This window comes from Pararhodobacter marinus (assembly GCF_003122215.1).
Classification (GTDB): domain Bacteria; phylum Pseudomonadota; class Alphaproteobacteria; order Rhodobacterales; family Rhodobacteraceae; genus Pararhodobacter; species Pararhodobacter marinus.
On the sequence record NZ_QEYD01000002.1, the window covers coordinates 340804 to 363856 of the forward strand.

General features: G+C 67.8%; 28 protein-coding genes. 21 read left to right on the forward strand and 7 right to left on the reverse strand.

What is annotated here, in order from left to right; translation table 11 throughout:
• Position 1: 1 nt before the first annotated feature.
• From C4N9_RS04200 to C4N9_RS04225, 6 genes are all read left to right on the forward strand, one after another.
• Complete coding sequence (locus C4N9_RS04200) at positions 2-349, forward strand: Na+/H+ antiporter subunit C (protein ID WP_109532039.1); 348 nt, start codon at positions 2-4, stop codon at positions 347-349.
• A gap of 9 nt (positions 350-358) precedes the next feature.
• Positions 359-1990, forward strand: coding sequence for a monovalent cation/H+ antiporter subunit D (locus C4N9_RS04205; protein WP_109532040.1), 1632 nt, complete (start codon positions 359-361; stop codon positions 1988-1990).
• 1 nt (position 1991) lies between these two features.
• A complete protein-coding gene (locus tag C4N9_RS04210) occupies positions 1992-2483 on the forward strand; it encodes a Na+/H+ antiporter subunit E (protein WP_109532041.1) in 492 nt (163 codons plus the stop codon).
• Entirely contained in the window at positions 2480-2749 is a 270-nt protein-coding gene (locus C4N9_RS04215; RefSeq protein ID WP_109532042.1) for a K+/H+ antiporter subunit F, read from the forward strand. The genes C4N9_RS04210 and C4N9_RS04215 overlap by 4 nt, the downstream gene beginning before the upstream one ends.
• A 10-nt stretch (positions 2750-2759) precedes the next feature.
• Positions 2760-3188, forward strand: coding sequence for a Na+/H+ antiporter subunit G (locus tag C4N9_RS04220; protein WP_109532043.1), 429 nt, complete (start codon positions 2760-2762; stop codon positions 3186-3188).
• Between the two features lie 178 nt (positions 3189-3366).
• Positions 3367-3711 carry a hypothetical protein gene (locus C4N9_RS04225; protein WP_109532044.1) on the forward strand — a complete coding sequence of 115 codons (345 nt, stop codon included), beginning with the start codon at positions 3367-3369 and terminating at the stop codon, positions 3709-3711.
• Between the two features lie 27 nt (positions 3712-3738).
• Here C4N9_RS04225 and mscL read toward each other — a convergent pair whose 3' ends face one another.
• Positions 3739-4191, reverse strand: coding sequence for a large conductance mechanosensitive channel protein MscL (mscL, locus tag C4N9_RS04230; protein WP_109532045.1), 453 nt, complete (start codon positions 4189-4191; stop codon positions 3739-3741).
• Positions 4192-4346: 155 nt separating this feature from the next.
• Between mscL and C4N9_RS04235 the strand changes: the two genes are divergently transcribed.
• The 4 genes from C4N9_RS04235 (at position 4347) to C4N9_RS04250 (ending at position 8238) form a co-directional block, all read left to right on the forward strand.
• Positions 4347-5048 carry a glutathione S-transferase N-terminal domain-containing protein gene (locus C4N9_RS04235; RefSeq protein WP_109532046.1) on the forward strand — a complete coding sequence of 234 codons (702 nt, stop codon included), beginning with the start codon at positions 4347-4349 and terminating at the stop codon, positions 5046-5048.
• A gap of 222 nt (positions 5049-5270) precedes the next feature.
• Positions 5271-5924: a protein-L-isoaspartate O-methyltransferase family protein gene (locus C4N9_RS04240; protein ID WP_109532047.1), complete on the forward strand. Its 654-nt coding sequence runs from the start codon at positions 5271-5273 to the stop codon at positions 5922-5924.
• A 76-nt stretch (positions 5925-6000) separates the two neighbouring features.
• Positions 6001-7389, forward strand: coding sequence for a TolC family protein (locus tag C4N9_RS04245; RefSeq protein WP_109532048.1), 1389 nt, complete (start codon positions 6001-6003; stop codon positions 7387-7389).
• A 72-nt stretch (positions 7390-7461) separates the two neighbouring features.
• Positions 7462-8238 (forward strand): hypothetical protein, encoded by a 777-nt coding sequence (locus C4N9_RS04250; protein WP_109532049.1) that lies wholly within the window; start codon positions 7462-7464, stop codon positions 8236-8238.
• 74 nt (positions 8239-8312) lie between these two features.
• Here the strand turns inward: C4N9_RS04250 and C4N9_RS04255 are convergent, their stop codons facing one another.
• Positions 8313-9233 (reverse strand): manganese-dependent inorganic pyrophosphatase, encoded by a 921-nt coding sequence (locus C4N9_RS04255; protein ID WP_109532050.1) that lies wholly within the window; start codon positions 9231-9233, stop codon positions 8313-8315.
• Positions 9234-9341: 108 nt separating this feature from the next.
• A complete protein-coding gene (locus tag C4N9_RS04260) occupies positions 9342-10043 on the reverse strand; it encodes a ZIP family metal transporter (RefSeq protein WP_109532051.1) in 702 nt (233 codons plus the stop codon).
• Positions 10044-10098: 55 nt separating this feature from the next.
• On the opposite strand from C4N9_RS04260, the gene C4N9_RS04265 reads away from it, so the two are divergent.
• Positions 10099-10773, forward strand: coding sequence for a DUF2161 domain-containing phosphodiesterase (locus C4N9_RS04265; protein ID WP_109532052.1), 675 nt, complete (start codon positions 10099-10101; stop codon positions 10771-10773).
• A gap of 27 nt (positions 10774-10800) precedes the next feature.
• Entirely contained in the window at positions 10801-12078 is a 1278-nt protein-coding gene (locus C4N9_RS04270) for a tetratricopeptide repeat protein (protein ID WP_109532053.1), read from the forward strand.
• Here C4N9_RS04270 and C4N9_RS04275 read toward each other — a convergent pair.
• Entirely contained in the window at positions 12065-12538 is a 474-nt protein-coding gene (locus C4N9_RS04275) for a phosphatase domain-containing protein (protein ID WP_109532054.1), read from the reverse strand. The genes C4N9_RS04270 and C4N9_RS04275 overlap by 14 nt on opposite strands.
• Before the next feature lie 127 nt (positions 12539-12665).
• Between C4N9_RS04275 and C4N9_RS04280 the strand changes: the two genes are divergently transcribed.
• The 5 genes from C4N9_RS04280 (at position 12666) to groL (ending at position 16085) form a co-directional block, all read left to right on the forward strand.
• Positions 12666-13040 (forward strand): spore germination protein GerW family protein, encoded by a 375-nt coding sequence (locus C4N9_RS04280; protein WP_168192111.1) that lies wholly within the window; start codon positions 12666-12668, stop codon positions 13038-13040.
• Between the two features lies 1 nt (position 13041).
• Complete coding sequence (locus C4N9_RS04285; protein WP_109532055.1) at positions 13042-13620, forward strand: DUF2953 domain-containing protein; 579 nt, start codon at positions 13042-13044, stop codon at positions 13618-13620.
• The gene (locus C4N9_RS04290) at positions 13617-13904 is read left to right on the forward strand and encodes a hypothetical protein (protein WP_109532056.1); all 288 of its coding nucleotides are present in this window, start codon (positions 13617-13619) and stop codon (positions 13902-13904) included. Before C4N9_RS04285 ends, C4N9_RS04290 begins: the two co-directional genes overlap by 4 nt.
• A gap of 141 nt (positions 13905-14045) precedes the next feature.
• A complete protein-coding gene (locus C4N9_RS04295; protein WP_109532057.1) occupies positions 14046-14333 on the forward strand; it encodes a co-chaperone GroES in 288 nt (95 codons plus the stop codon).
• Between the two features lie 105 nt (positions 14334-14438).
• The gene (groL, locus tag C4N9_RS04300; RefSeq protein ID WP_109532058.1) at positions 14439-16085 is read left to right on the forward strand and encodes a chaperonin GroEL; all 1647 of its coding nucleotides are present in this window, start codon (positions 14439-14441) and stop codon (positions 16083-16085) included.
• A gap of 155 nt (positions 16086-16240) precedes the next feature.
• Here the strand turns inward: groL and C4N9_RS04305 are convergent, their stop codons facing one another.
• Positions 16241-16714 carry an SRPBCC domain-containing protein gene (locus C4N9_RS04305; protein ID WP_109532059.1) on the reverse strand — a complete coding sequence of 158 codons (474 nt, stop codon included), beginning with the start codon at positions 16712-16714 and terminating at the stop codon, positions 16241-16243.
• A gap of 1 nt (position 16715) precedes the next feature.
• The gene (locus C4N9_RS04310; protein WP_109532060.1) at positions 16716-16919 is read right to left on the reverse strand and encodes a SlyX family protein; all 204 of its coding nucleotides are present in this window, start codon (positions 16917-16919) and stop codon (positions 16716-16718) included.
• Between the two features lie 123 nt (positions 16920-17042).
• Between C4N9_RS04310 and hisS the strand changes: the two genes are divergently transcribed.
• From hisS to C4N9_RS04330, 4 genes are read left to right on the forward strand one after another with little or no spacing between them, the layout of a single operon-like run.
• Complete coding sequence (gene hisS, locus C4N9_RS04315) at positions 17043-18554, forward strand: histidine--tRNA ligase (RefSeq protein WP_109532205.1); 1512 nt, start codon at positions 17043-17045, stop codon at positions 18552-18554.
• A 2-nt stretch (positions 18555-18556) separates the two neighbouring features.
• On the forward strand, positions 18557-19648 hold the full coding sequence (locus C4N9_RS04320) for an ATP phosphoribosyltransferase regulatory subunit (RefSeq protein WP_168192119.1): 1092 nt from the start codon (positions 18557-18559) through the stop codon (positions 19646-19648).
• Entirely contained in the window at positions 19645-20334 is a 690-nt protein-coding gene (gene hisG / locus C4N9_RS04325) for an ATP phosphoribosyltransferase (protein WP_109532062.1), read from the forward strand. Before C4N9_RS04320 ends, hisG begins: the two co-directional genes overlap by 4 nt.
• Positions 20331-20993: an HAD-IA family hydrolase gene (locus C4N9_RS04330; RefSeq protein WP_168192112.1), complete on the forward strand. Its 663-nt coding sequence runs from the start codon at positions 20331-20333 to the stop codon at positions 20991-20993. The genes hisG and C4N9_RS04330 overlap by 4 nt, the downstream gene beginning before the upstream one ends.
• Before the next feature lie 143 nt (positions 20994-21136).
• Here C4N9_RS04330 and C4N9_RS21790 read toward each other — a convergent pair whose 3' ends face one another.
• Positions 21137-22891, reverse strand: a complete 1755-nt coding sequence (locus C4N9_RS21790; RefSeq protein WP_168192113.1) for a hypothetical protein — start codon at positions 22889-22891, stop codon at positions 21137-21139.
• Positions 22892-23053: the final 162 nt, after the last annotated feature.

A 23053-nucleotide genomic window follows, 5' to 3' on the forward strand; every position in this document is an offset into this window, starting at 1 on the left:
GATGGAAGTGCTTGTCGCGATCTCCATCGGCGCCATGACCGCATCGGGGATCTACCTGATGCTGCGTCTGCGCACCTTTACCGTCGTGCTGGGTCTGTCGATGCTGACCTATGCCGTCAACGTGTTCCTGTTCGCCTCGGGAAGGCTGGTGACCGGCGCCCCGCCGATCCTGGGCTCGCTCGACACGCTGAGCGATCCCTTGCCGCAGGCGCTGGTGCTGACCGCGATCGTGATCTCGTTCGGGATGACGGCGCTGGTCGTGATGCTGGCGCTCAGCGCCTATCTGAACGCGGGCACCGACGAAATCGATATCGAGAAGCCCGGCGAGCAGCCGGAAACCGGGGGTTAAGCGCCAGCCATGGTTCACTGGATTGTTGCCCCCGTGATCATCCCCGCGCTGTTCGGTGCGATGATCATCCTGACCATGCGCCACGACACGCTGCTGCAGCGCGTGGGGTCGCTTGTCTCGTCGGTACTGTCGCTGGCCGTGGCGATTGCGCTTCTGGTCGGCGCCGGAACGGGCGAGGTGTTCAGCTACGAGCTGGGCTCGTGGCCCGCGCCCTTCGGCATCGTGCTGGTGCTTGACCGGCTGAGCGCGATGATGGTGCTGCTGACCGCCGTGCTGGGGTTGGTCGTTCTGTGCTATGCGATCGCCACCAACTGGGACCAGCGCGGGCGCAATTTCCATGCGCTGTTCCAGTTCCAGATCATGGGCCTGTTCGGCGCCATGCTGACCGGCGACATCTTCAACCTGTTCGTGTTCTTCGAGATCCTGCTCATCGCGTCCTACGGGCTGATGACGCATGGCGGCGGGCGGATGCGGATGCGCGGTGGCGTGCAATACGTCATCTACAACCTTGCCGGCTCGACCCTGTTCCTGTTCGCGCTGGGGACGCTTTACGCCGTCTTCGGCACGCTCAACATGGCCGATCTGGCCGAGCGCGCGCCGCAATTGCCGGCAAGCGACGAGGCGCTGGTGCGGGTGACGGCGGTGCTTCTGCTGATGGTCTTCGTCCTGAAGGGCGCGCTTTTGCCGATGCATTTCTGGCTGCCCAACACCTATGCGCTGGCCCCGGCGCCGGTGGCCGCGCTGTTCGCGGTGATGACCAAGGTGGGCGCCTATTCGGTGATCCGCGTCTTCACGCTGATCTTCCCCACCACGCTGGGGGCGGTCGGCGGGCTTGTCGCGGATGTCATGGTGCCGGCCGCGATGGTCACGCTGGCGGTGGGCATGATCGGCGTCCTGGGCGGCGGCACGCTGGCGCGGACGGTGTCGTTCGGGGTGATCGGCTCGATGGGGACGCTGTTTCTGGCCATCGGCACCTTTACCGAAACCTCAATTGCCGCGGGTCTCTATTACCTGCTCCATTCCACGCTGGCCTCGGCCGCGCTGTTCCTGGTGGTCGACCAGGTCCGCGCGCGGCGGGGCAATTCCACCCTGCTGCCGCAATCCCCGATGGAGGGCGCGGGCTTGGTTTCTGCCTTGTTCTTCGTCTCGGCCATCGCCATCGCCGGGATGCCGCCGCTGTCGGGCTTTCTGGGCAAGCTGATGATCATGCAGGCGATCCGGGTCGAGGATTGGTGGGTCTGGGGCTGGGCCTTCATCCTGTGCACCTCGCTTATCGCGGTGGTGGGGCTGTCGCGCGCGGGCTCGGTGCTGTTCTGGCGACCCTTCGACAATGCCTCGCCGCAGGATGACGATTTCACCGTGGTTCCGGGGACCACCGCGCCCCTGGGCACCGCCGTCATGGGCGCGCTTCTGGCGCTGATCGTGCTGCTGACCGTCGCGGCCGGGCCGGTGACGCGCTATGTTCAGGCGACCTCGGCGCAGCTGTTCGACACCCAGACCTATATCTACGCGGTGCTTGGCTCGCCCGAGGAACGCGCCGCGCGCGCCGCCGCCGAAGAGGCGCTCGCCGATGACCTGCACGGCGCGGATCACGGCGCGCCCGTGCGCCGCGAAACCAACGGCCACGAGGAAGGATACTGACATGCTCTCGCGTTTCCTGCCGCATCCGCTGCTGTCGCTTACGCTGGTTGTCGCCTGGATGCTTCTGGTCAACCAGATCACCGTGAACTCGCTGGTCTTCGCGGTGATCCTGGGGCTGGTGATCCCGGTGATCACCCGGCCCTACTGGCCCGACATGCCGCGCCTGCGCCATCCGTTCCGGGCGATCGAGTATGTCTTCGTGGTCCTCTACGACATCGTGAAGGCCAATATCGAGGTCGCGCTTATCGTGCTGTTCAAGCCTAACCGCGACCTCAGGCCCGCCTGGATCACCGTGCCGCTCGACGTCCGCTCGCCCGAGGCCATCACCATGCTTGCCGGCACCATCACGCTGACGCCGGGGACGGTATCGTGCGACCTGGCGGCCAATGGTCACGCGGTCCTGATCCATGCCCTTCACGCGCCCGATCCCGACGTCGTGCGCGACACGATCAAACAGCGCTACGAGCGCCGTCTCAAGGAGATCTTCGCATGATCACCTATGCCCTGATCTTTGCCATCGCCTGTTTCTCGCTGGGGCTTTTGCTGAACCTGTGGCGCGTCATCGTCGGGCCCCGGATCTCGGACCGCATCCTGGCGCTGGACACGATGACCGTGAACTGCATCGCGCTGCTCATCTTGCTGAACTTCTCGCTGGGATCGCCGATCTTCTTCGAGGTGGCGATGCTCTTTGCCCTTGTGGGCTTCGTGTCCACCGTCAGCTATTGCCGCTTCCTGCTGCGCGGCGACATCATCGAGTGAGGAGAACGCCATGACGCACGACCTTCCGCTCTGGGGTGAGATTACCGTCACCGTCTTCCTGATCGTCGCCGGCCTTTTCGCGCTGGTCGGATCGATCGGGCTGGTCAAGCTGCCCGATCCGATCACCCGCCTGCACGCGCCGACCAAGGCGACCACGCTGGGCGTGGGCGGGGTGCTGATCGCCTCGATGGTCTATGTCTTTGCCACCGAGGGCCGGGTGTCGATGCATGAGCTGCTGATCACGCTGTTCCTGCTGCTGACCGCCCCGATCAGTGCGCTGTTCATCGCCAAGGTTCACCTGCATCTGCGCGAAACCCCCGACACCCTGCCCGAGGCGCCCGATTCCGTGGGCTGGGCAGGCTATGCGGCGGATGGCCCCGCGCGGGGCGTCCGCGAAGTGCCGCCGCCCGAGCCGGGCACGACCAGCACGTCGATCTGAGCCCACGAAACGCGCGGACCCGCCTCGAGAGAGGCGGGCGCGCGCCGATCTGACGGATATTTCACATGGGAACGATCCGAAGTTGTTCCGACAACTGACCGGATGCGCTACCGTCTGTCCCGGTCGCCTGGCTTGCACCGCGACCGCAGGATGAGGACGACGTCCGGTGTGGGATGCAATGGCCATCGACGCCCTGACGGAAACCGTGGTGTCGCGGCTTCTGGTCGAGGGGGAAAGCGCGCGCTCGGTCGCCTTCGGGCTGGCCGGGCGTCTTGCCGTCGAAAGCCCGGACATGCCCGCCCTGTCGCTGGCCTTGCCCTTCACGCTGGCCGCCGGGGCGCTTGAAGAGGTGCTGGGCGCGGGCGAAGAGGCCAGGCGCGCGGCGCATGATGCGTGGCGGGTGGCGGCGCTGATCGGCGCGGACAGCCTGGCGCTGAGAGTGCAAAGCCGCAGCGACACGATAGCCGCGCTTTGGGACGCGTGGCGCCATGGGGACGAGGTGTTCCGCACCGACACCCGCTGAGGGCGCCGGTGCGGCCGGGACGGGCGGTTACGCCGTCCGCTCTTTCAGCAGGTCGCGGATCTCGGTCAGCAGCGCTTCGGCCGACGGCGGCGGGGGCGCAGCCGGCTCGGTCGAGGTCACGGGCTCGGCATCCTTGCGCACCGCCGCGTCCTTCACCCGGTTGACCATCTTCACCAGAACGAAGACCACCCAGGCCACGATCAGGAAGTTGATCACCGCCATCACGAACTTGCCCCAGGCAAAGATCGCCGCGCCGGATTCGCGCGCCGCGTCCAGCCCGGTGCCTGCCGCGACCTCGCCCGACAGGACCAGATACTTGTCGGTGAAATCAATGCCGCCGGTGAACAGGCCGATCACCGGGTTGATGATGTCGGCCACCAGCGAACTGACGATCGCGGTAAAGGCCGCACCGATGATGATACCCACGGCCATGTCCATGACATTGCCGCGGGCGATGAAGTCGCGAAATTCCTTGATCACTCTCGATCCCTTTCGTCCGCATTTCCCATGCGTTCCTCTTGTGCCGTGACGGTTGATCCGTCTCACCGGGGCGCTTACCTCGGTACGACAGGGATGATGCGTCCGGTTGGGGACAAGTCAAAGCGTAATTTTTCACCCGCGAAAGGATTAGTCTCTTGGCCACACTCACCGACCACCCCGTCACGCGGCGCTGGCCGCCCGCCGATCCCGGCGTCCTTCAGCTTTATTCGCTGCCCACCCCGAACGGCATGAAGGTCGGCATCATGCTTGAAGAATGCGGGCTGGCCTATGAAGGGCACCGACTGTCTTTCGGCGACAATGACCAGACCACGCCGGAATTCCTGGCACTCAATCCCAACAACAAGATCCCCGCGATCCTCGATCCGGACGGGCCGGGCGGCCAACCGCTGGCCCTGTTCGAAAGCGGCGCGATCCTGCTTTATTTGGCCGAGAAGAGCGGGCAATTCCTGTCGCAGGATCCCGCCGAGCGCTGGCACACGATCCAGTGGGTGATGTGGCAGATGGGCGGCATCGGGCCGATGTTCGGCCAGCTTGGGTTCTTCCACAAATTCGCCGGGAAAGAGATCGAGGACACGCGCCCGCATGAGCGCTATCGCGCCGAATCGGAGCGGCTGCTTAAGGTGCTGGACGACCGGCTCGACGGGCGCGACTGGATCATGGACGACTATTCCATCGCCGATATCGCGACCGCGCCCTGGGTGCGGACGTTAAGGGACTTTTATGGCGCCGCCGATATCGTCGGTTGGGACGCGCTGCGCCACGTGCCCGGCTGGCTGGACCGCTTTCTCGACCGGCCCGGCGTGAAGCGGGGCATGACGGTTCCGGCAGAAAGCTGAGCGCCGGCGCCCGGAACGGCGCGAAACCGGGCAGGCGCGGGGTCGGGGCAGGGCGGCAGCGCGTTTGTTCAGTGTCGGCTGAACTTTCGCCTTGCGCCTCTGGCGGAGCCGTGCGACGAAGCCACAGCCCCCGGTCGCGGGACCCTGCGACCGGGGGCAGCATTGCCAAGCTCTCTGCCGCTGTGGCAAGAGGGTCTGACAGATCCAGACGGAGCCAGATCCATGCCCGATTTCGCCGCCCGCAGGACGACGATGGTCGATACACAGGTGCGCCCTTCGGACGTGACCAAACTGCCCATCATCCAGGCGATGCTCACCGTTCCGCGCGAACGTTTCGTTCCTGCCGCGCTGGCCGAGGCGGCCTATATCGGCGAGAATATCGATCTCGGGAACGGGCGCGTGCTGCTCGACCCGCGCACGCTGTCGAAAATGCTCGATGCGCTAGATCTGAAATCCACCGACCTCGTGCTCGACCTCGCGCCCGGCACCGGCTATTCGACCGCCGTCATCGCGCATATGGTTCAGGCCGTCGTCGCGGTCGAATCCGATGCCTCGCTGGCCGAGGATGCGGGCAACGCGCTGGACGCTGTGGGGGCCAACAATGTCGCGCTGGAAGTGGGCGAGATCGCCTCGGGCGCGGCGGGTCACGGGCCCTATGACGCGATCATCGTCCAGGGCGGGGTCGAAACCTTCCCCGAGCCGCTGGCCGAGCAGCTGAAGGAAGACGGCCGCGTCGTCGCGCTGTTCATGTCGGGCGAACTGGGGACGGTGAAGCTGGGCGTCAAACATGCCGGGACGATCCGCTGGCGCGATATCTTCAACGCCTCGGCCCCGGTGCTGGATGGCTTCGCCACCACGCGCGCCTTCGCGCTCTGAGAGCGGATGAACGCGACCGCGCGGGGCCTGCCGGGCCCGCGCCTGCCTGGCTTCGGCCGTGACACTGGAGACTTTGATGCGCATCGCTAAACGTCTGGCTGCCGCCGTGAGCGCCCTCGCCATCGCAAGTTCCCTTGCCGTGCCCGCCGATGCCGATTCGCTGGCCGACGTTCTGGTGTCGGCCTATCGCAATTCGCATCTTCTGGATCAGAACCGCGCGCTTCTGCGCGCCGCGGACGAAGACGTGCAGCAAAGCATCGCGCAGCTGTACCCGGTGCTGAATTTCGCCGCCACCGCGCTGACCAATTCCGACAACAGCCCCCATGCGGCGGTGACGCTCAGCTTGTCCGCGACGATCCCGCTGATCGATTTCGGGCGCGGCGAACTGGCCGTGCAAGCCGCGCGCGAGGGCGTGATGGCCACCCGCGCGGCGCTGGTCGTGGTGGAGCAGAGCGTGCTTCTGACCGCCGTCTCGGCCTATATGCAGCTCTATTCCGACCTGCAGACGCTGCAGCTTCAGCGCAACAACGTGACGGTGATCTCGCAGCAGCTTCGCGCCGCGCGCGAGCGGTTCGAGCTGGGCGATTCCACCCGCACCGATGTTGCGCTGGCCGAAGCGCGGCTTGCCGCGTCGCGTTCGGCGCTGGCCGCCGCGCAGGGCGATGTCGCGATCTCGCGCGAAGAGCTCAACCTTGCCATCGGCATGTATCCCGACAGTCTCGATTCCCCGCCCAACCTGCCGCAACTGCCCGCCTCGCTGGAGGCCGCGCAGTCGATCGCACGGCGCAATCACCCGGCGATCACGCAGGTGCAGCACCTGGTGGCGGTGGCGGATCTGACCACCGATATCGCGCGGCGCCAGCGTTACGGCACGGTGAGCGGGTCGGTTTCGGCCGATGCCGGGATCCGGCGCGTCGATCCGCTTCCCAGCGCGCGCAGCGCGGATGTCACCGCGTCGATGACCTATTCCGTGCCGCTCTACGATGCCGGGCGCCTGCGCTCGGTCGAGCGGCAGAGCGTCGCGCGCGGTCAGGCCGAGCGCGCGAACCTGCATCAGACCGTGGCGATCGTTCAGCAATCGGTCGCGGCCAGCTGGGCCCGGCTGCAGATCGCGCGCGCCACGCTGGCGGCGGGGGACCTGCAGATCTCGGCGGCGCAATCGGCCTATGATGCCGTCCGCGCCGAGGCCGAGCTGGGCTCGCGTACGACGCTCGATGTTCTCGATGCCGAGCAAGAGCTTCTGGACGCCCGCTCGTCGCGCATCCTGGCGGCGGCGAATGTGCAGCTGGCGGCGTATTCGCTGCTGGAAGCGATGGGGCAGCTGACGGTCGAGTCGCTGGGTCTGGGAATCCCGACCTACGACATCGAAGCCTATTCCAGCGCGCTGCAGCACGGCCCGTCGGGCACGACCCCGTCGGTTCAGGGCTCGCGCCTGGACCGGATCATGAGCCGTTATGCCGACTGAGCGTCATCGGCGGTTGTTTCAGCGCCCCGGTCAGAGTATCCTTTGCCGATAACGAGCAGGGGAAAAAACGGCATGTCCGATCCGATGTCCAATCGCGAGATCGAGGACGTTCTCACATCGATTCGCAGGCTTGTGGCCCAGGAAGGTGACCGGGGAGCCGAGAACGGGCGCCTGATCCTGACCGAAGCCCACCGGGTGAGCGAGCAGGTCAGGGCGCTTGGCGGCGAGCATGAAGAGGCCGCCGCTCTGGTCGAACGCGCCGCCAAGGGCGACGACGTGACGATCCCCGCGCCCGATTTCAGCAAGCTCGAAGCCACCATCGCCGAACTGGAAGCCGCGGTGTCGGGCGTCGAGGGCGAGGGCGCCGAGGCAAAGCCGGTCCACGGGCCGGCTCCGTCGAAACCGTCGAACGTGACCGAGCTTTACGGCAAGATGAGTTTTTCCCATCAGCCGGTCAGCGCCGCGAACGCCGCCCAGCCGGATCCTGCCGGGCCGGATTCTTCCCAGCCTGACGCTGACCAGCCGGCCCCCGCCGACGGGTACCTCGCGACCGAAAACGCGGCCGAGGTCGAGCCCGCGGCCCTCGCGCCCGACGCGACCCCAGAAGTCGAGGCAAAGGTTGAGGCCGCCCCGGCACCCGAGGACGCCGCGCCTGCTGGCCCCGGGGACGAGATCGACGAAGATGGTCTGGCCGATACGATCCTGGACGAAGAAGAGCTGCGGCAGTTCGTGGCGCAGATCGTGCGCGAGGAATTGCGCGGGCAACTGGGCGAGCGGATCACCCAGCAGGTCCGCAAGCTCGTTCGCGCCGAGATCGCCAAGGTGCTCGAAGAACGCGACCTTTTCTGAGCGCACCGGCATTGGACCCATGAAAAAAGGCGCACCCGGCGGGTGCGCCTTTTGCCTGTCCGGGCCGGGCCCGATCAGAGCGTCAGCGACGGAATGATCTGCTTCTTGCGGCTCATGATGCCCGGCAGGACCACGGTGTCGCCCGTGACGCTGGCGCCGAAGCTCTTCTCGGCCATGTCCTTGACCAGATCGTTGGGGATCAGCAGCGTGGCTTCTTCCTTGAGGATGTCGATCACGAACAGCAGAACCTGATCGGCGCCGTCTTCCTTGGCCACGTCGACCATCGAGGCCATCAGGCTGTCTTTGCGGTCCAGCACGACCTTGGGCGCGGTGGTTTCCAGCACCGAGACCCGCAATTCCTTGCCCGCGACGGTGTATTCCTTGGAATCCATGCGCAGCAATTCGGCATCCGAGAAGGCCGAGACATCGGATTTCGCTTCGAACATCCGGGTGGCCAGCGCGTTCATGTCCACGTCCAGATCGGTCGCCAGCGCCTGCGCGACGTTGCGGTCGTGGTCGGTGGTGGTGGGGCTGCGGAATTCCAGCGTGTCGGACAGGATGCATGACAGCATCGCGCCCTTGATCCCGCGCGGCGCCTGCGCGACGGCCTCGCCCATCAGGTCGTAGAGGATGGTGGCCGTGCAGGCCAGCGGGCGCACGGTGATGTCGATCGGCCCCTTGGTTTCCAGCCCGCCGACCAGCTTGTGATGGTCGATGATCGCGCGGATATCGGCGGTATTGATGGCGTCGGGCAGCTCGGCGGGGTTGTTGGTGTCGACGATGACCACCGGCGCACCGGCCTCGACGTCCGAGATGATCTCGGGCTTGTCCAGTTCCCAGTGTTTCAGCACGAACGCGGCTTCGGTATTCGGTTCGCCCAGCAGTACGGGTTTCGCCGGGGTGCCCTTCACTTCGGACAGATACCACGCCCAGACGATGGGCGAGCCGGTCGAATCGGTATCGGGGGATTTGTGGCCGAAAACTTGGATGGTCATGAGGTCTGTCCCGTAATGACGCGAATGTAAGGGCGATTTTTCGCGGGTTTTATAGGCGCGGGGTCGGCGCTTGTCACTAGGTGCCACTGCCGCGCTTTGGTCGCAGTCTCAGCCGGCCAGTTGCCCCAGACCCTGCGCCGCGACGAGACCCAGCGCGATGGCGAAGCCGGTGGCGTAGCGGTCTTCGTCATAGGCTTTGGGAAAGACCTCGATGGCGAGCGAGGCGGCCACCACGCCCGCCGCGAACACCCGGATCACCGCCAGCACGGATTCGCCCACATCCGACAGCGCGAGGTTCCCGATCAGCGCCGCCACGGAAAGCAGGACCGCCGTTCCCGCCCAGATGCCGAAAACCTTCGCTTTCGAATAGCCGTCATCGCGCATCCCCTTGGCGCCGCCTGCCGCTTCGGGCAGGTTCGACAGAAAGATCGAGCCCGCCAGCGCCGCCACTTCAAGCCCCGAGGCGCCGATCAGCGCGACGCCGAGCGCGAGATTTTCAGGCACGCCGTCCAGCGTCACCGAGACCAGAAGCCCGCCGCCCGATTCCGCGCCCAGCTTTCGCTTGACGAAACGGTCGAGCAGCACGAAGGCCCCGGCCCCCGCCATCAGCGATGCCGCCAGCACCAGCCACGGGATATGCGGCGCCGCGCGGTCCACCAGTTCGGACATGATCGACACGATCAGCGCCCCGCCGGCCAGCGCGATCAGGAAGCCCTCGAGCCGTTTGGGGAGCGGTGCCCACAGCCCCCATCCCGCCCCGATGAGCAGGGCCACGGCGACGATAAGGAGCACCACGATGGTTGTCAGCATGAGCGAAGAACGCGGCCCGTTCCCTTCGGTTCCGCGCCGGGCTAGACAATCCTGCATGCCGACCCTACGCGAAGCCGATCTCTATCCGCCCCTGAAAGCCTTTTTCGAAGGGCGCGGTCTGGACGTGAAGGGCGAGATCGGCGCCGCCGACCTGGTGGCGATGGGGGCGGGCGATCCGGTCATCGTGGAGATGAAGCTCAGGTTTTCGCTGACGCTGTATCATCAGGCCATCGCCCGGCTGGCGGTGAGCCCGCAGGTCTATCTGGCCGTCATGCGCCCCGAGGGCAAGCAGGCGCGGCGCATGATCAAGGACAACACCGCGATGTGCCGCAGGCTGGGGCTGGGCCTGCTGACCGTGCGCGCCCGCGACGGCCATGTCGAGCTTCTGGCCGAACCCGGCCCCTATGCGCCGCGTGGCTCGCAGGTAAAGCGTCGGCGGCTCGAGGCCGAGTTCGCGCGGCGGCAGGGCGACCCCAATTCGGGCGGTGCCACGCGCCACGGGCTGGTGACGGGCTATCGGCAGGACGCCCTGCGCTGCGCGGCCTATCTGGCGGAATACGGCCCGTCCAAGGGGGCGGCGGTGGCACGCGATACGGGCGTGCCGGTGGCGACGCGCCTGATGGCCGACAACCATTACGGCTGGTTCCGGCGCGTGGCGACGGGCATCTACGCGCTGACGCCCGAGGGGCGGACGGGGCTGGCCGACTGGGACGGCGCCTTGCCGGATTGAAATGCGATTGAGGGAACGGAGGACGCGATGGCTTTGAAAGACCGTTACGGAAACCCGGTGAGCACCGGCTCGGCCAAGGCCGTCGCGGCCTATGACCGGGGCGTCGAGATGTTCCTGTCGGATCGCTGGGGCGCGGGCGCGGTTTTCGAAGAGGCGCTCGCCGCCGATCCGGGATTCGCCATGGCCCTGACCGGCCTTGCCCGCGCGCAGGCCACCGATGCGCCCCTTGCCCGGCAGACCCTTGCCCGGGCCGAGGCGCTGTCGGATCGGCTGGACGCGCGCGAGAGGGCGCATATCGGCATCCTGAAGCTGGTGCTGAACGGTCGCGCCGCCGAGGCGCGCGACGCGGTCAAGGTCCATGCCCGCGCCTATCCGCGCGACGTGATGATCGTGCAGCTCTGCGGCAGCGTTTTCGGGCTGATCGGCTTCTCGGGCCGGGCGGGCCGCGAGGCCGAGATGCTGGACTACGTGGCCTCGCTGCTGCCGCATTACGGGGATGAGTGGTTCATCCACACCCTGCACGCGATCTCGCTTTGCGAAACCGGGCAGCTTGACCGCTCGCTCGCCGTGATGGAGCGCGCGCTGGCGCAGAACCCGCTGAACGCCAATGCCGCGCATTTCAAGAGCCATGCGCTGTACGAGCTGGGCGAGACACGGGCCGGGCGGCAGTTTCTGGACGGGTGGCTGTCGGGCTTCGACCCGCGCTGCGCGCTGCATGGTCATCTGAGCTGGCATTCGGCGCTCTGGGCGCTTTTCGACGGGGATATCGCGACGATGTGGCGGGTGCTGGATGACAGCGTGGCGCCGGGCGGCTCGCAGGGGCTGCCGATCAACAAGCTCACGGATACCGCGTCGCTTCTGTGGCGGGCCGAGCTGGCCGGCGTGCCCGTTCCGCCCGACCACTGGCGGGTGCTGAGCGATTACGCCGCGCGCTTCTTTCCCGATCCGGGGCAAAGCTTCGTCGATCTGCACAACGCGCTGTGCCATGCGATGGCCGGGCAGGGAGACAGGCTGGCCAGGCTGGCGGAAAACCCCGGGGGCTTCGCGGGCGATCTGGTGCCGCCGGTCGCGGCGGCCTTCGGGGCGATTGCGCGCGGTGACTGGGACAGCGCGCTGGGGGCGCTGGTGCCGGCTCTGGCGCAGCAGGAACGCTTCGGCGGCAGCCGGGCGCAGCGCGATCTGCTGGAACTGACCTATGTGGCAGCGCTGATGCGCACGGGCCGTGCGGACGAAGCCGCGCGGACGCTGCGCCTGCGCCGCCCGGTGATCGCCGCGCAGCTGGCGGGCCCTGTCACGCCGGGCTGAGCCCGCGACGGGCCCAGGCCACCTGGGCATCGGTCTCGACCGCGCCGGGCCGGGCCGCGCGCAGCCGCGTCAGCGCCGCGTCCGGCTCTTCGCCGCTGTCGATCATCAGCCGCAGCGCCAGCATGCCCGACCGGCCCAGCCCGCCCCGGCAATGCACGATCACCGTCCCCGCACGGTCGAGCACGGCGAACACCGCCTGCGCAAGCCCGGTCCAGTCCGCGTCGTCGGGCGGCACGTCGTAATCCGCAACCGGAAAGTGCCGCCAGCCGATCCCTTGGCCGCGCAGCCAATCCGGCAGATCCCCGGCTTCGAGCGCGGTCATCTCGTCGAGCCGCGTCATCGACACGACGAGATCCGGCGCGAAGGCCGCCACGGCCGCGCGCTCGACCGGGGTGACGGGCAGGGGACACAAGGCCAGCGTCCCGCCGCGCAGCGCAAGGGAGGAAATCGAGAACGTCATGGCATGGAGCTACTGCGGCCCCGCGCGCATCGCAAGCAGGCATTGCGTCGCCAGGGGTCTGATTCAGGTCATGGCGCTTTTTCCGGTTTCGCGCGACACTCGCGATGATGCGCAACAGGAGGCAGGAATGGACGACGTAGTGGGCCTGATGAAGGCGACGGTGGCCGAGCTTGAAAAACTGCTCAGCGCCAAGAACGTGCTGGGCGAACCGATCGACCGCGAGAATGCCACGGTGATTCCGCTGGTCAGCTACGGCTTCGGCTTCGGTGCGGGCGGCGGGACCGAGGGCGCCGCACGGCCCAGCGGCACCGGCAGCGCGGCGGGGGGCGGGATCCGGCCCGTGGGGGCGATCATCCTTGACGACAACGGCGCGCGGGTCGAGCCGGTGCGCTCGAACGCGGCCAGCTTTGCCGAGGCCCTGGGCGCGACGGTCAGCCGGGTAATGAAGGCGCGGAAGGGCGACAAGCCCGACACCGAGACCCCGACACCGCCCGAAGGCTGAGATGGCCTCGGTTCTGATCTGGCTGCTGGTCGCCTGTCTGGTGCTGCTGGCCGGTCTTCTGGTCCTGCCGCTTCGCCTTGAAGCCCGGCTGGGCCGTGACCAGGCGCGGCTGCGGCTCTGGCTGGGTTTGGCGGCGGGATTGTTGCGCATCCCGGTCTTTGACAGCGTCCGGCCGGCCGAAGAAAGCCCGCAGGCCAAGCCGGCGCCCGCCGTGGAAACCGCCCCGCGCAGGTCGCGTTCGGGTGCCCGGCGCGGGCGGTTTCTGCGCGCTTTGCCGCGCGCGGCGCTCGATACCCTGCACTGCCTGCGGATCGAGCGGGCCGAGGGCGTGATCCGCCTCGGGCTGGGCGATCCCGCGTTGACCGGCGAGGCCTATGGGCGCGCGATGGGGCTGGTGGCGGCAACCCCGTTGCGCGGACGGCTTCAGCTTGTCCCGGTTTTCGATCGCGCGACGCTCGACGGTGACGGCGTAGTGATCCTCTCCGTCGTTCCGGCGCGGCTTGTGCCCATCGCCGCCCGGCTTGCCTGGGCGCTGCGGCCCGGGGGTCTGACGGGCAAGGCGCACCGGAGGCGGGCGTGACGATCTGCATGCAGGAAATCGCCGGGATCCGGGGCTTTCGCATAGCCGCCCTTGTGGAGCGCTCGGTCGATGTCTACGTCTCGGGGCAGGCGCGTAGCCTTGCTGCGCAGGGACGCCTTGTGCCGCTGGCCATTCTGCTGGCCGGGCCCGGGGGCGTCCGGGCGGTCGCGCCCGATGGCACGGCGCTGAGCCGCGCGCGGGTCGAGGGGCTGGCGCCCGGCGTCTGGGAGCGCTTCGCGCGGGGCGGCCCGGGCGGATTGCCCGAGGCCTTGCCGGGTCCGTGACGTCCGGGCCCGCGCGAAGAAAAAAAATCTGCCGCACCCTTGTTGACAGACGGACGCGCCCTGCCTATTTCGGCGTCGTTAGCACTCACCGGATGTGAGTGCTAAGACTGTTCGAACGTAGCACCCAGGGAGTGTTCACAGATGGCATTCAAACCCCTCCATGACCGCGTGACGGTTCGCCGCGTCGAGAGCGACGACAAGACCAAGGGCGGTCTGATCATCCCCGATTCGGCCAAAGAGAAACCGGCGGAAGGCGAAATCGTCGCCGTGGGCGAAGGCGCGCGCAAGGATTCGGGCGAACTGATCGCCATGTCCGTGAAGCCGGGCGACCGCGTCCTGTTCGGCAAATGGTCGGGCACCGAGGTCACGATCGCCGGCGAAGAGCTGCTGATCATGAAGGAAAGCGACATCCTCGGCATCATCGGCTGAGCCTGTCGCGCGGCGGTGCGTGCAAGCACGCACCCTACAGCGTTGCTTTGACGATGCGCGGCGCCGCGCATCCCCCGCAAGAAACCAGAAATTGGAGCACCCACAATGGCTGCTAAAGACGTCAAGTTCGGCACCGATGCCCGCGACAAGATCCTGAAGGGCGTGAACGTCCTCGCCGATGCCGTGAAGACCACGCTGGGCCCCAAAGGCCGCAACGTCGTCATCGACAAGTCCTTCGGCGCCCCGCGCATCACCAAGGACGGTGTCACCGTCGCCAAGGAAATCGAACTGACCGACAAGTTCGAGAACATGGGCGCGCAGATGGTGAAGGAAGTCGCCTCGCGTACCAATGACGAAGCGGGTGACGGCACCACCACCGCCACCGTGCTGGCCCAGGCCATCGTGCGCGAAGGCATGAAAGCCGTCGCCGCCGGCATGAACCCGATGGATCTGAAGCGCGGCATCGACATGGCGACCACCAAGGTCGTCGAGGCGATCAAGGCTGCTGCCCGCCCGGTGAAGGACTCGGACGAAGTCGCCCAGGTCGGCACCATCTCGGCCAACGGCGAAGCCCAGATCGGCCGCTTCATCGCCGATGCGATGCAGAAGGTCGGCAACGAGGGTGTCATCACCGTCGAAGAGAACAAGGGCATGGAGACAGAGGTCGAAGTGGTCGAAGGCATGCAGTTCGACCGTGGCTACCTGTCGCCCTATTTCGTCACCAACCCCGACAAGATGATCGCCGAGCTGGAAGATTGCTACATCCTGCTGCACGAGAAGAAACTCTCGTCGCTGCAGCCGATGGTGCCGCTGCTCGAAGCCGTGATCCAGTCGCAGAAGCCGCTGCTGATCATCGCCGAGGACGTCGAAGGCGAAGCGCTGGCGACCCTCGTGGTCAACAAGCTGCGGGGCGGCCTGAAGATCGCCGCCGTCAAGGCGCCGGGCTTCGGTGATCGCCGCAAGGCCATGCTGCAGGACATCGCCGTCCTGACCGGCGGCCAGGTGATTTCGGAAGACCTGGGCATGAAGCTTGAAAACGTCGGCATCGACATGCTGGGCGTGGCCAAGAAGGTGCAGATCAACAAGGACAACACCACCATCGTCGATGGCACCGGTGAGAAGGCCGAGATCGAAGCCCGCGTCACGCAGATCCGTCAGCAGATCGAAGAGACCTCGTCGGATTACGACCGTGAGAAACTGCAGGAGCGCCTGGCGAAGCTGGCTGGCGGTGTTGCCGTGATCCGCGTCGGCGGCCTGACCGAAGTCGAAGTGAAAGAGCGCAAGGACCGCGTCGACGACGCCCTGAACGCGACCCGCGCGGCCGTGCAGGAAGGCGTGATCGTCGGTGGCGGCGTGGCGCTGGTTCAGGCCGGCAAGGGGCTGGAAGGCCTGTCGGGCGCCAACAGCGACCAGAATGCGGGCATCGCCATCGTGCGCCGCGCGCTGGAAGCGCCGCTGCGCCAGATCGCCGACAACGCGGGCGTCGACGGCGCTGTCGTCGCCGGCAAGATCCGCGAATCGTCGGACGTCAACTTCGGCTTCAACGCGCAGACCGAAGAATACGGCGACCTGTTCTCGTTCGGCGTGATCGACCCGGCCAAGGTGACCCGCACCGCGCTGGAAGACGCGGCCTCGATCGCAGGCCTGCTGATCACCACCGAAGCCATGATCGCCGAGAAGCCGGAGCCCAAAGGCGCCGGTGGCGGCATGCCCGACATGGGCGGCATGGGCGGCATGGGCGGCATGATGTAATCTGCCGGTTCATCGGACTTGGGAAGGGGCGCTCCGTCGGGGCGCCCCTTTTCCGTTGGAGGCTTGAGTATTTGGGGCAGAATGAAAGCAGGGCACCACAAGGCCCGGCTGAGGGGGCGGCCGTTTTGAGTGCTTGAGATAAGGTGAGGGGGCAGTCAGAAGCCCGAGGCGAGCAGGCTTTCGAGCCGCACGAAGCTGTCCTCCAGCCCCTCGGCGAGGCCGCCCGCGAGCATCTCGTCGCGCGCGGCAGCATCGGGCAGGCGCATGTGCAGCATCAGGTTGGTGCCGCCCGCCTCCGGGGCGAGCAGGGTCTCGACGACATTCTCGGGCGAGGCTTCGGGCAGGTGCAGGCGCTCGACATGCAACAACCGGTAGGGCGGCTCGGCCTCGATCACCTCGCCGGTCAGGGCAAGGGCCTGACCCATCCGGTCGGACCATTCGAGATGGATGAGCCCGCCCGCGCGCGGATCGAACTGCGCGCGGGTCATCGGCCAGCCGGGCGGTCCCATCATCCAGCGGCCCAAGAGCGCGGGGCTGGTATAGGCTTGCCAGACCCGGGCCGGCGCGGCATCGAGGCGGCGGGTAAAGACCAGCGCGCTGTCCCCTTCGCTGGTGCAGCGCAGCAGCATGTCACCAATGCGGCGGGCGCTGATCGGCCAGCGGGATCTGCGTGCCGCTATCCGCTTCGCGCTCGGCCTCGCGCTCCATCAGCATCCCGGTGCGATAGGTCAGCCGGTCGATCTGCGCGCCCTGCGCGCGGACGATATCGGACAGGTCGTCAACCGTCCGGATGAGATGGGCGATGCGTTCTTCGAGGTCTTCGATACGGGACATGCCCCATGATGCGCCCGCGCCGAAGCCGGGTCAATCGCGAAGCGCGCCCGCGCCCGGGGCAGGCCCGGCTTGCCGCCGCGCCCCGGCTGGGCTAGACCACGCGCGGACAAACCGGGTGCGATGATGAGCAAGACCAAGATCCGCCGTCCCAAGGCCGAGACGCCCAAGGGGTTCCGCGATTATTTCGGTGCCGAGGTAACGGCCCGCAAGGCGATGCTGGATCGCATCGCGCATGTCTATCATCGCTATGGCTTCGACCCGCTCGAGACCTCGGCGGTGGAAACGGTCGAGGCGCTGGGAAAATTCCTGCCCGATGTGGATCGCCCCAACGAGGGGGTCTTTGCCTGGCAGGAAGACGGTGGCGCGGAGGGCAAGGCGGGCGACTGGCTGGCGCTGCGTTATGACCTGACGGCGCCGCTGGCACGGGTCGCGGCGCAGTATCGCAACGATCTGCCGTCGCCGTACCGGCGCTATGCGATGGGTCCTGTCTGGCGCAACGAAAAGCCCGGGCCGGGCCGGTTTCGGCAATTCTATCAATGCGATGCGGATACGGTCGGGGCGCCGAGCGTGGCCGCCGACGCCGAGATTTGCGCGATGCTCGCCGATGTGTTCGAGGATCTGGGCCTTGGCGGCGACTTCGTCGTGCGGATCAACAACCGCAAGGTGCTGAACGGGGTGATGGAGGCTGCGGGCGTCCTGGACCCCGAGGATCCGTCGAAATTCGAAGCCGAGCGCGGGATTGTCCTGCGCGCCATCGACAAGCTCGACCGGCTGGGCGAGGACGGGGTGCGCGCCCTGTTGGGGGCCGGGCGCAAGGACGAGTCGGGCGATTTCACCAAGGGCGCAGGTCTCCCCGACAGCGCGGCCGACGTGGTGCTGGCCTTCACCGCCGCGCGCCGCGAGAACGGCGCCGGGACCTGCGCCGAGCTGCGGCGCCTGGTCGGCGACTCGAAGATCGGCGCGGAAGGTGTTGACGAGCTTGAGGAAATGGCCGCGTTGCTTGAGGCGCAGGGCTATGGCTCGGACCGCGTGGTCATCGATCCGTCCGTCGTGCGGGGCCTTGGTTATTACACCGGCCCGGTATTCGAGGCGGAACTGACCTTCGAGATCCTCGACGAGAAGGGCCGCAAGCGGCAATTCGGCTCGGTCGCGGGGGGCGGGCGTTACGATGACCTTGTGAAGCGCTTCACCGGGCAGGCGGTGCCGGCGACGGGGGTGAGTATCGGTGTGGACCGGCTGCTTGCCGCGCTGACCGCCAAGGGGCGCACGCAGACAGACGCGGACGGGCCGGTCGTGGTCACGGTCATGGACCGCGCGCGGATGGCGGATTACCAGAAGATGGTGGGCGCGCTGCGCCGCGCGGGGATCCGCGCCGAGGTCTATCTGGGCAATCCCAAGAACTTCGGCAACCAGTTGAAATACGCCGATAAACGCGGCTCGCCCGTGGCGATCATCCAGGGCTCGGACGAGGCAGAGCGCGGCGTCGTGCAGATCAAGGATCTGGTCCTGGGCGCGAAGATCGCCGAGAGCGCGACGCTGGAGGAATGGAAGGACCGCCCAGCGCAGGTCGAGGTGCCGGTGGCCGACCTGGTGGCCACGGTGCGCGACATGCTGGACAAGGACCGCGCGGGATGAGCATCGTCACGCCCGCCGCCCGCGCCGAGGGCCAGCGCCTGTTCGGCGCGTTCCAGACCTGGGGCGCCGCGCCGGTCGAGGCGGCGGTGCTGCAGCCGGCGGGGACGCTTCTGGACCTGTATGGCGAAGACATCCGCGCGCGCGCCTATGTCACGCAGGACCCGGTGCAGGGCGAGATGATGCTGCGCCCGGATTTCACGGTGCCCGTGGTGCAGGCGCATATGGCGGGCGGGGCCGATCCCGCGCGCTATTGCTACCTGGGCGAAGTGTTCCGCAAGCAGGAGCAGGGCGCCGAGCGCGCCAGCGAATACCTGCAGGTGGGCTACGAGGTTTTCGATCGTGATCAGCCGCTGAGGGCCGATGCCGAGGTCTTCGCGCTGTTCGCGCGGATGCTGGCGGGCAAGGGGCTGCGCGCGGCGACTGGCGATATCGGCATCCTGATCGCCGCCGTCCGGGGCCTGCCCACCAGCGACACGCGCAAGGCCGCGCTGATGCGTCATCTGTGGCGCCCGGTGCGGTTTCGCTCGCTCCTGGAGCGCTTCGCGGGCCGCGCGCCGCTGCCCAAGGGGCGGGCGGCGCTGCTGGCACGGATGAAGGCGGGCGATCCGGTGGAAAGCCCGGCGCCGCAGATCGGTCTGCGCTCGCGCGCCGAGATCGAGACGCGGCTGGCGCGGCTGGCCGAGGATTCGGCGACTCCCGCCATCCCCGCCGACGTGGTCGATGCGCTGGAGGCGCTGGTCGGGGTGGCCGACAAGGCGCCCGCGGCGCTGAGCGCGATGCGCGGCATCGCCGCGGTGATGCCCTGGATCACGCCCTCGCTCGACACGTTCGAGCAGCGGCTCACCGTACTGGCCGCGCATGGCGTCGACGTGGCGGGGCTGGATTTCGAAGCCTCTTACGGGCGCACGACGCTGGAATATTACGACGGCTTCGTCTTTGGCTTTTTCGCCGAAACGCGCCCTGACCTGCCGCCGGTTGCCTCGGGCGGGCGCTATGACGCGCTGACGCAGGTTCTGGGGCAGGGACGCTCGATCCCGGCGGTGGGGGGCGTGATCCGGCCCGCGCTGCTGGTGGAACTGGAGGGCGGGCAATGAGCGTGAAAATCGGCGTGCCCTCGAAGGGCCGGTTGATGGACAAGACATTCGAGTGGTTCGCCGAACGCGGTATCACCATGAAGCGCACCGGGGCCGAGCGGGAATACTCGGGTGCGGTCGAAGGGATCGAGGGCGTGGACCTGGTCCTGCTTTCGGCCAGCGAGATCCCGCGCGAGCTGGCGGCGGGGCGCATCCATATGGGCGTCACCGGCACCGACCTGGTGCGCGAGAAGCTGGGCGACTGGCCCAGCGTGGTCGAAGTCGTGGCGGAAATGGGGTTCGGCCATGCCGACCTGATCATCGCCGTGCCCGATTGCTGGGTTGATGTCGAGACGCTTGACGATCTGGACGCGGCAGCGGCGGCCTTCCGGGCTGATCACGGCTTCCGCCTGCGGATCGCCACCAAGTATCACCGGCTGGTCCGCGACCATCTGCGCGCGCATGGGGTCGCCGATTACCAGCTGGTCGACAGCCAGGGCGCGACCGAGGGCACGATCCGCAACCTGACCGCCGAGGCGGTGGCGGATATCACCTCGACCGGCGAGACGCTGCGCGCCAATCACCTGAAGATCCTCGAAGGCGAGCCGGTGCTGCGCAGCCAGGCGACGCTGTTCGCCTCGCGCTCGGCCCTATGCGAGGGCGCAGATGCCGAGGCCCTGACAGCACTGCGGGCGCGGCTGGCATGAGCGAGAAGATCGACGGTATCGAGGCGGTCCGCGCCATCGTCTGGGATTTCGATGGCGTTCTGAATCGGGCGGGGAAGCGCGACGGCGAGGGCCTGTTCCCCTGGCAGCGCAAGGTCGGCGAGGAACTGGGCATCGATGCGCGCGCCATGGGACAGGCGGTGTTCGGGCGCGACAAGGCGGCCCTGTTCGAGGGGCGCGAGGATGTGCTCGACCGGCTGGCCGACTGGGCGCGCGAGACGGGGGCGGCGTTCGATCCCGAGGACGTGCTGGAGATCTGGTTTCAGACCGACCACGACCCCGATCCCGAGCTGGAGCGCCTGTTGCCGTTGCTGACACAGGCAGGGCTGGCGCAGGTCATCCTGAGCAACAACGAGGCGCGCCGCGCGCGCTGGATCGCGCAGGAGGCGGGCTGGGCCGGGCAGGTGGACGCGGTGTTCGCCTCGGGCGAGACCGGCGTGATGAAACCGTCGGGCAAGGCGTTCGAGCAGGTCGAGCAGGCGCTCGACATGCTGCCGCACGAGATCCTGATGATCGACGACACGCCGGCGAATGTGGCCGCGGCCGAAAAGCGGGGCTGGCTGGGCTGGGATTACGAGCCGGGCGGGGCGATGGCGCTGGTGCAGGCGCTGATGCCACTGCTGGTGCGCTCGCAGGAGTGAGCTTCCACGGAACGGGTGAGCGGTTTCGCCCTCGGACAAGAGGCCTCCGGCCTCTGGCCCTCGCGCGACCGGGCGCGCCGCCCGGGGCGGCGGCGCGCGGCGCCTGATACCTGTCAGGATATAGACCCGGCCTTGGGCGGCGCTTAGTCGGCCAGTGCAAGAAGCTGGCGGTTGGTGATCGTGCCTTCTTCGCTCAGCAGGCCCGCGACCTGGCTGTTGGATAGCAGATCCCGCAGATCCACCTCGCGTCCGTTCACGAAAGCCCGGCGCGAGACCAGCCGGATCCCGTGGCTGTAATCGGCGTATTGTGCGCCATGCACGGTGCTGAGCGGCTGGATTGCCCGGCCGTTGCGCTGGTGCCAGCCATAGATCGCCACCTGACCGGGCCGCGATTGCAGGCGGTTGGTCAGGACCAGATCCTTCTTGTGCCCCGAGACGAGCTGCCCCAGGCGCGCGCCGGCCTGTTGAAGCTGGCCCTGCACGGTGGCGTTGTGGCGCAGGAAGTATCCCGTCGTCACCATGGCCGAGGTCGGGTCCATCGGGCGCGGGTTCAGATGGATCTGCGCCTGACGGTAGATTTCATCCACCATCCGGGTCGTGGGCAGGACCATGTCGAAACGCTCGGCGATGCGCATCGCGGCGGGCAGGCCCAGCGGGACGCGAACGAAATCGCGGTTCGAGCCGACCGAAAGGTAATCGGGCGTCACGCAGATGGTGATCCGCGTCGGACGGCCGCGCGCATCGGTGCCGTCGAAGCTGACGGGCACGAGGTCGCGCAGGAACTCGGGCATGTTGCCACGCAGGATCTCGGCGGTGATGGCGTCATCACGCTCGCGCCCGCCCGAGCCGGTCAGGCGACCGATCACGGTGCTGCCGGCTTCGGCATTGCGGGAGCGGCCGGGCATCGCGCGGGTCATGCTGCCCGCGCATTGGTCGTTGGTGCGGCCTGTCAGAGCCGGGATTTCCAGGGCCGCCGGCGCGTCGCTGGCCGTCCGGCTGCCCGTTGCGTCGCCAGACAGGCTGGCCAGCAGAACGGGCGCCTCGTCGCGCGGGGCTTCGGCCAGCGCGCGTTCGATCCGGGGGCGGCGTTGCGGGGCGGGCGAGGTGAGCGGCGCGCCGCGGTTCTCGAAGGCGGGGGTCTCAGGGGTTTCGGCGAGCGCCAGCGCTTCGGCCTGTTCCTCGGCTTCGGGCGTCTCCTCAGGCGCTTGCGCCGTGACGAAGGGTCGGGCGCGCGGCATCAGCGAGGCGCGCAGGGCCTGCGTCTCGGCGCGCGTGATGACGGCGGTGTCGGGCTGAGCGGGGTCTTGCGCCTCGGTCGTGGCCGTATCCTGAGGGGCGAGCGCGAACAGGCGTTGCGCCGGAGCCGGGACCATGCTGCCTTCGGCACGGCGGCCGCCGACAAGGCTGCCCAGATCGGTTTCGTGCGGATCGCGCAGCGTGGCAAGGCGCGCAATGTCCTGCGGGTCATAGGCGGCCAGCGTAACCGTTGCCTGCGGGGCCTCCGTCGCCGGGGCGCGGCTGCGACCGGCCATCGGGCGCGCGACCATCACCGAGTGATCGAAATCCTGCGAGGCCGCGGGCGGAAGGCTGTCGGGCAGGGCGCTGTACCAGATCTGCGGTGATATACCGGTGTCGGGCAGCAGCGCCGCCGGTGCCGTTGCGCCAAGCGATGCAACCGCCGGCATCGGCCGGGGCACCGGCGCGGTGGTGACCGGCTCGTCCGTCGCGCGCATCATGCCGGCCAGGGGGGTACTTCCCGCCGGTGTGCTGCCCGGATGGTCCAGCATCATCTGGGCGCTGATCGCAATCAGCGTCAGAGCGCCAAGCCCCGTAGCCACCAGTGAAAGCCGCCCCGCGACCGCGGAGATGCGCGCCTTTGCGGCGCGCGTTTCGTTCATGTCCCTCGTCATGGCAGTCGATCTACCGACCGAAAGGATAACCGGCAATGAACGGCAAACGAAGGGCTAAGTTGATCGGCCATGTTTCGCCGACCGAAAAGCGCCGATCGGGCGGTCGGAAACCGGCCTGGCGGAGGGCGTGGTGCGCTCGTCGCCCCGATT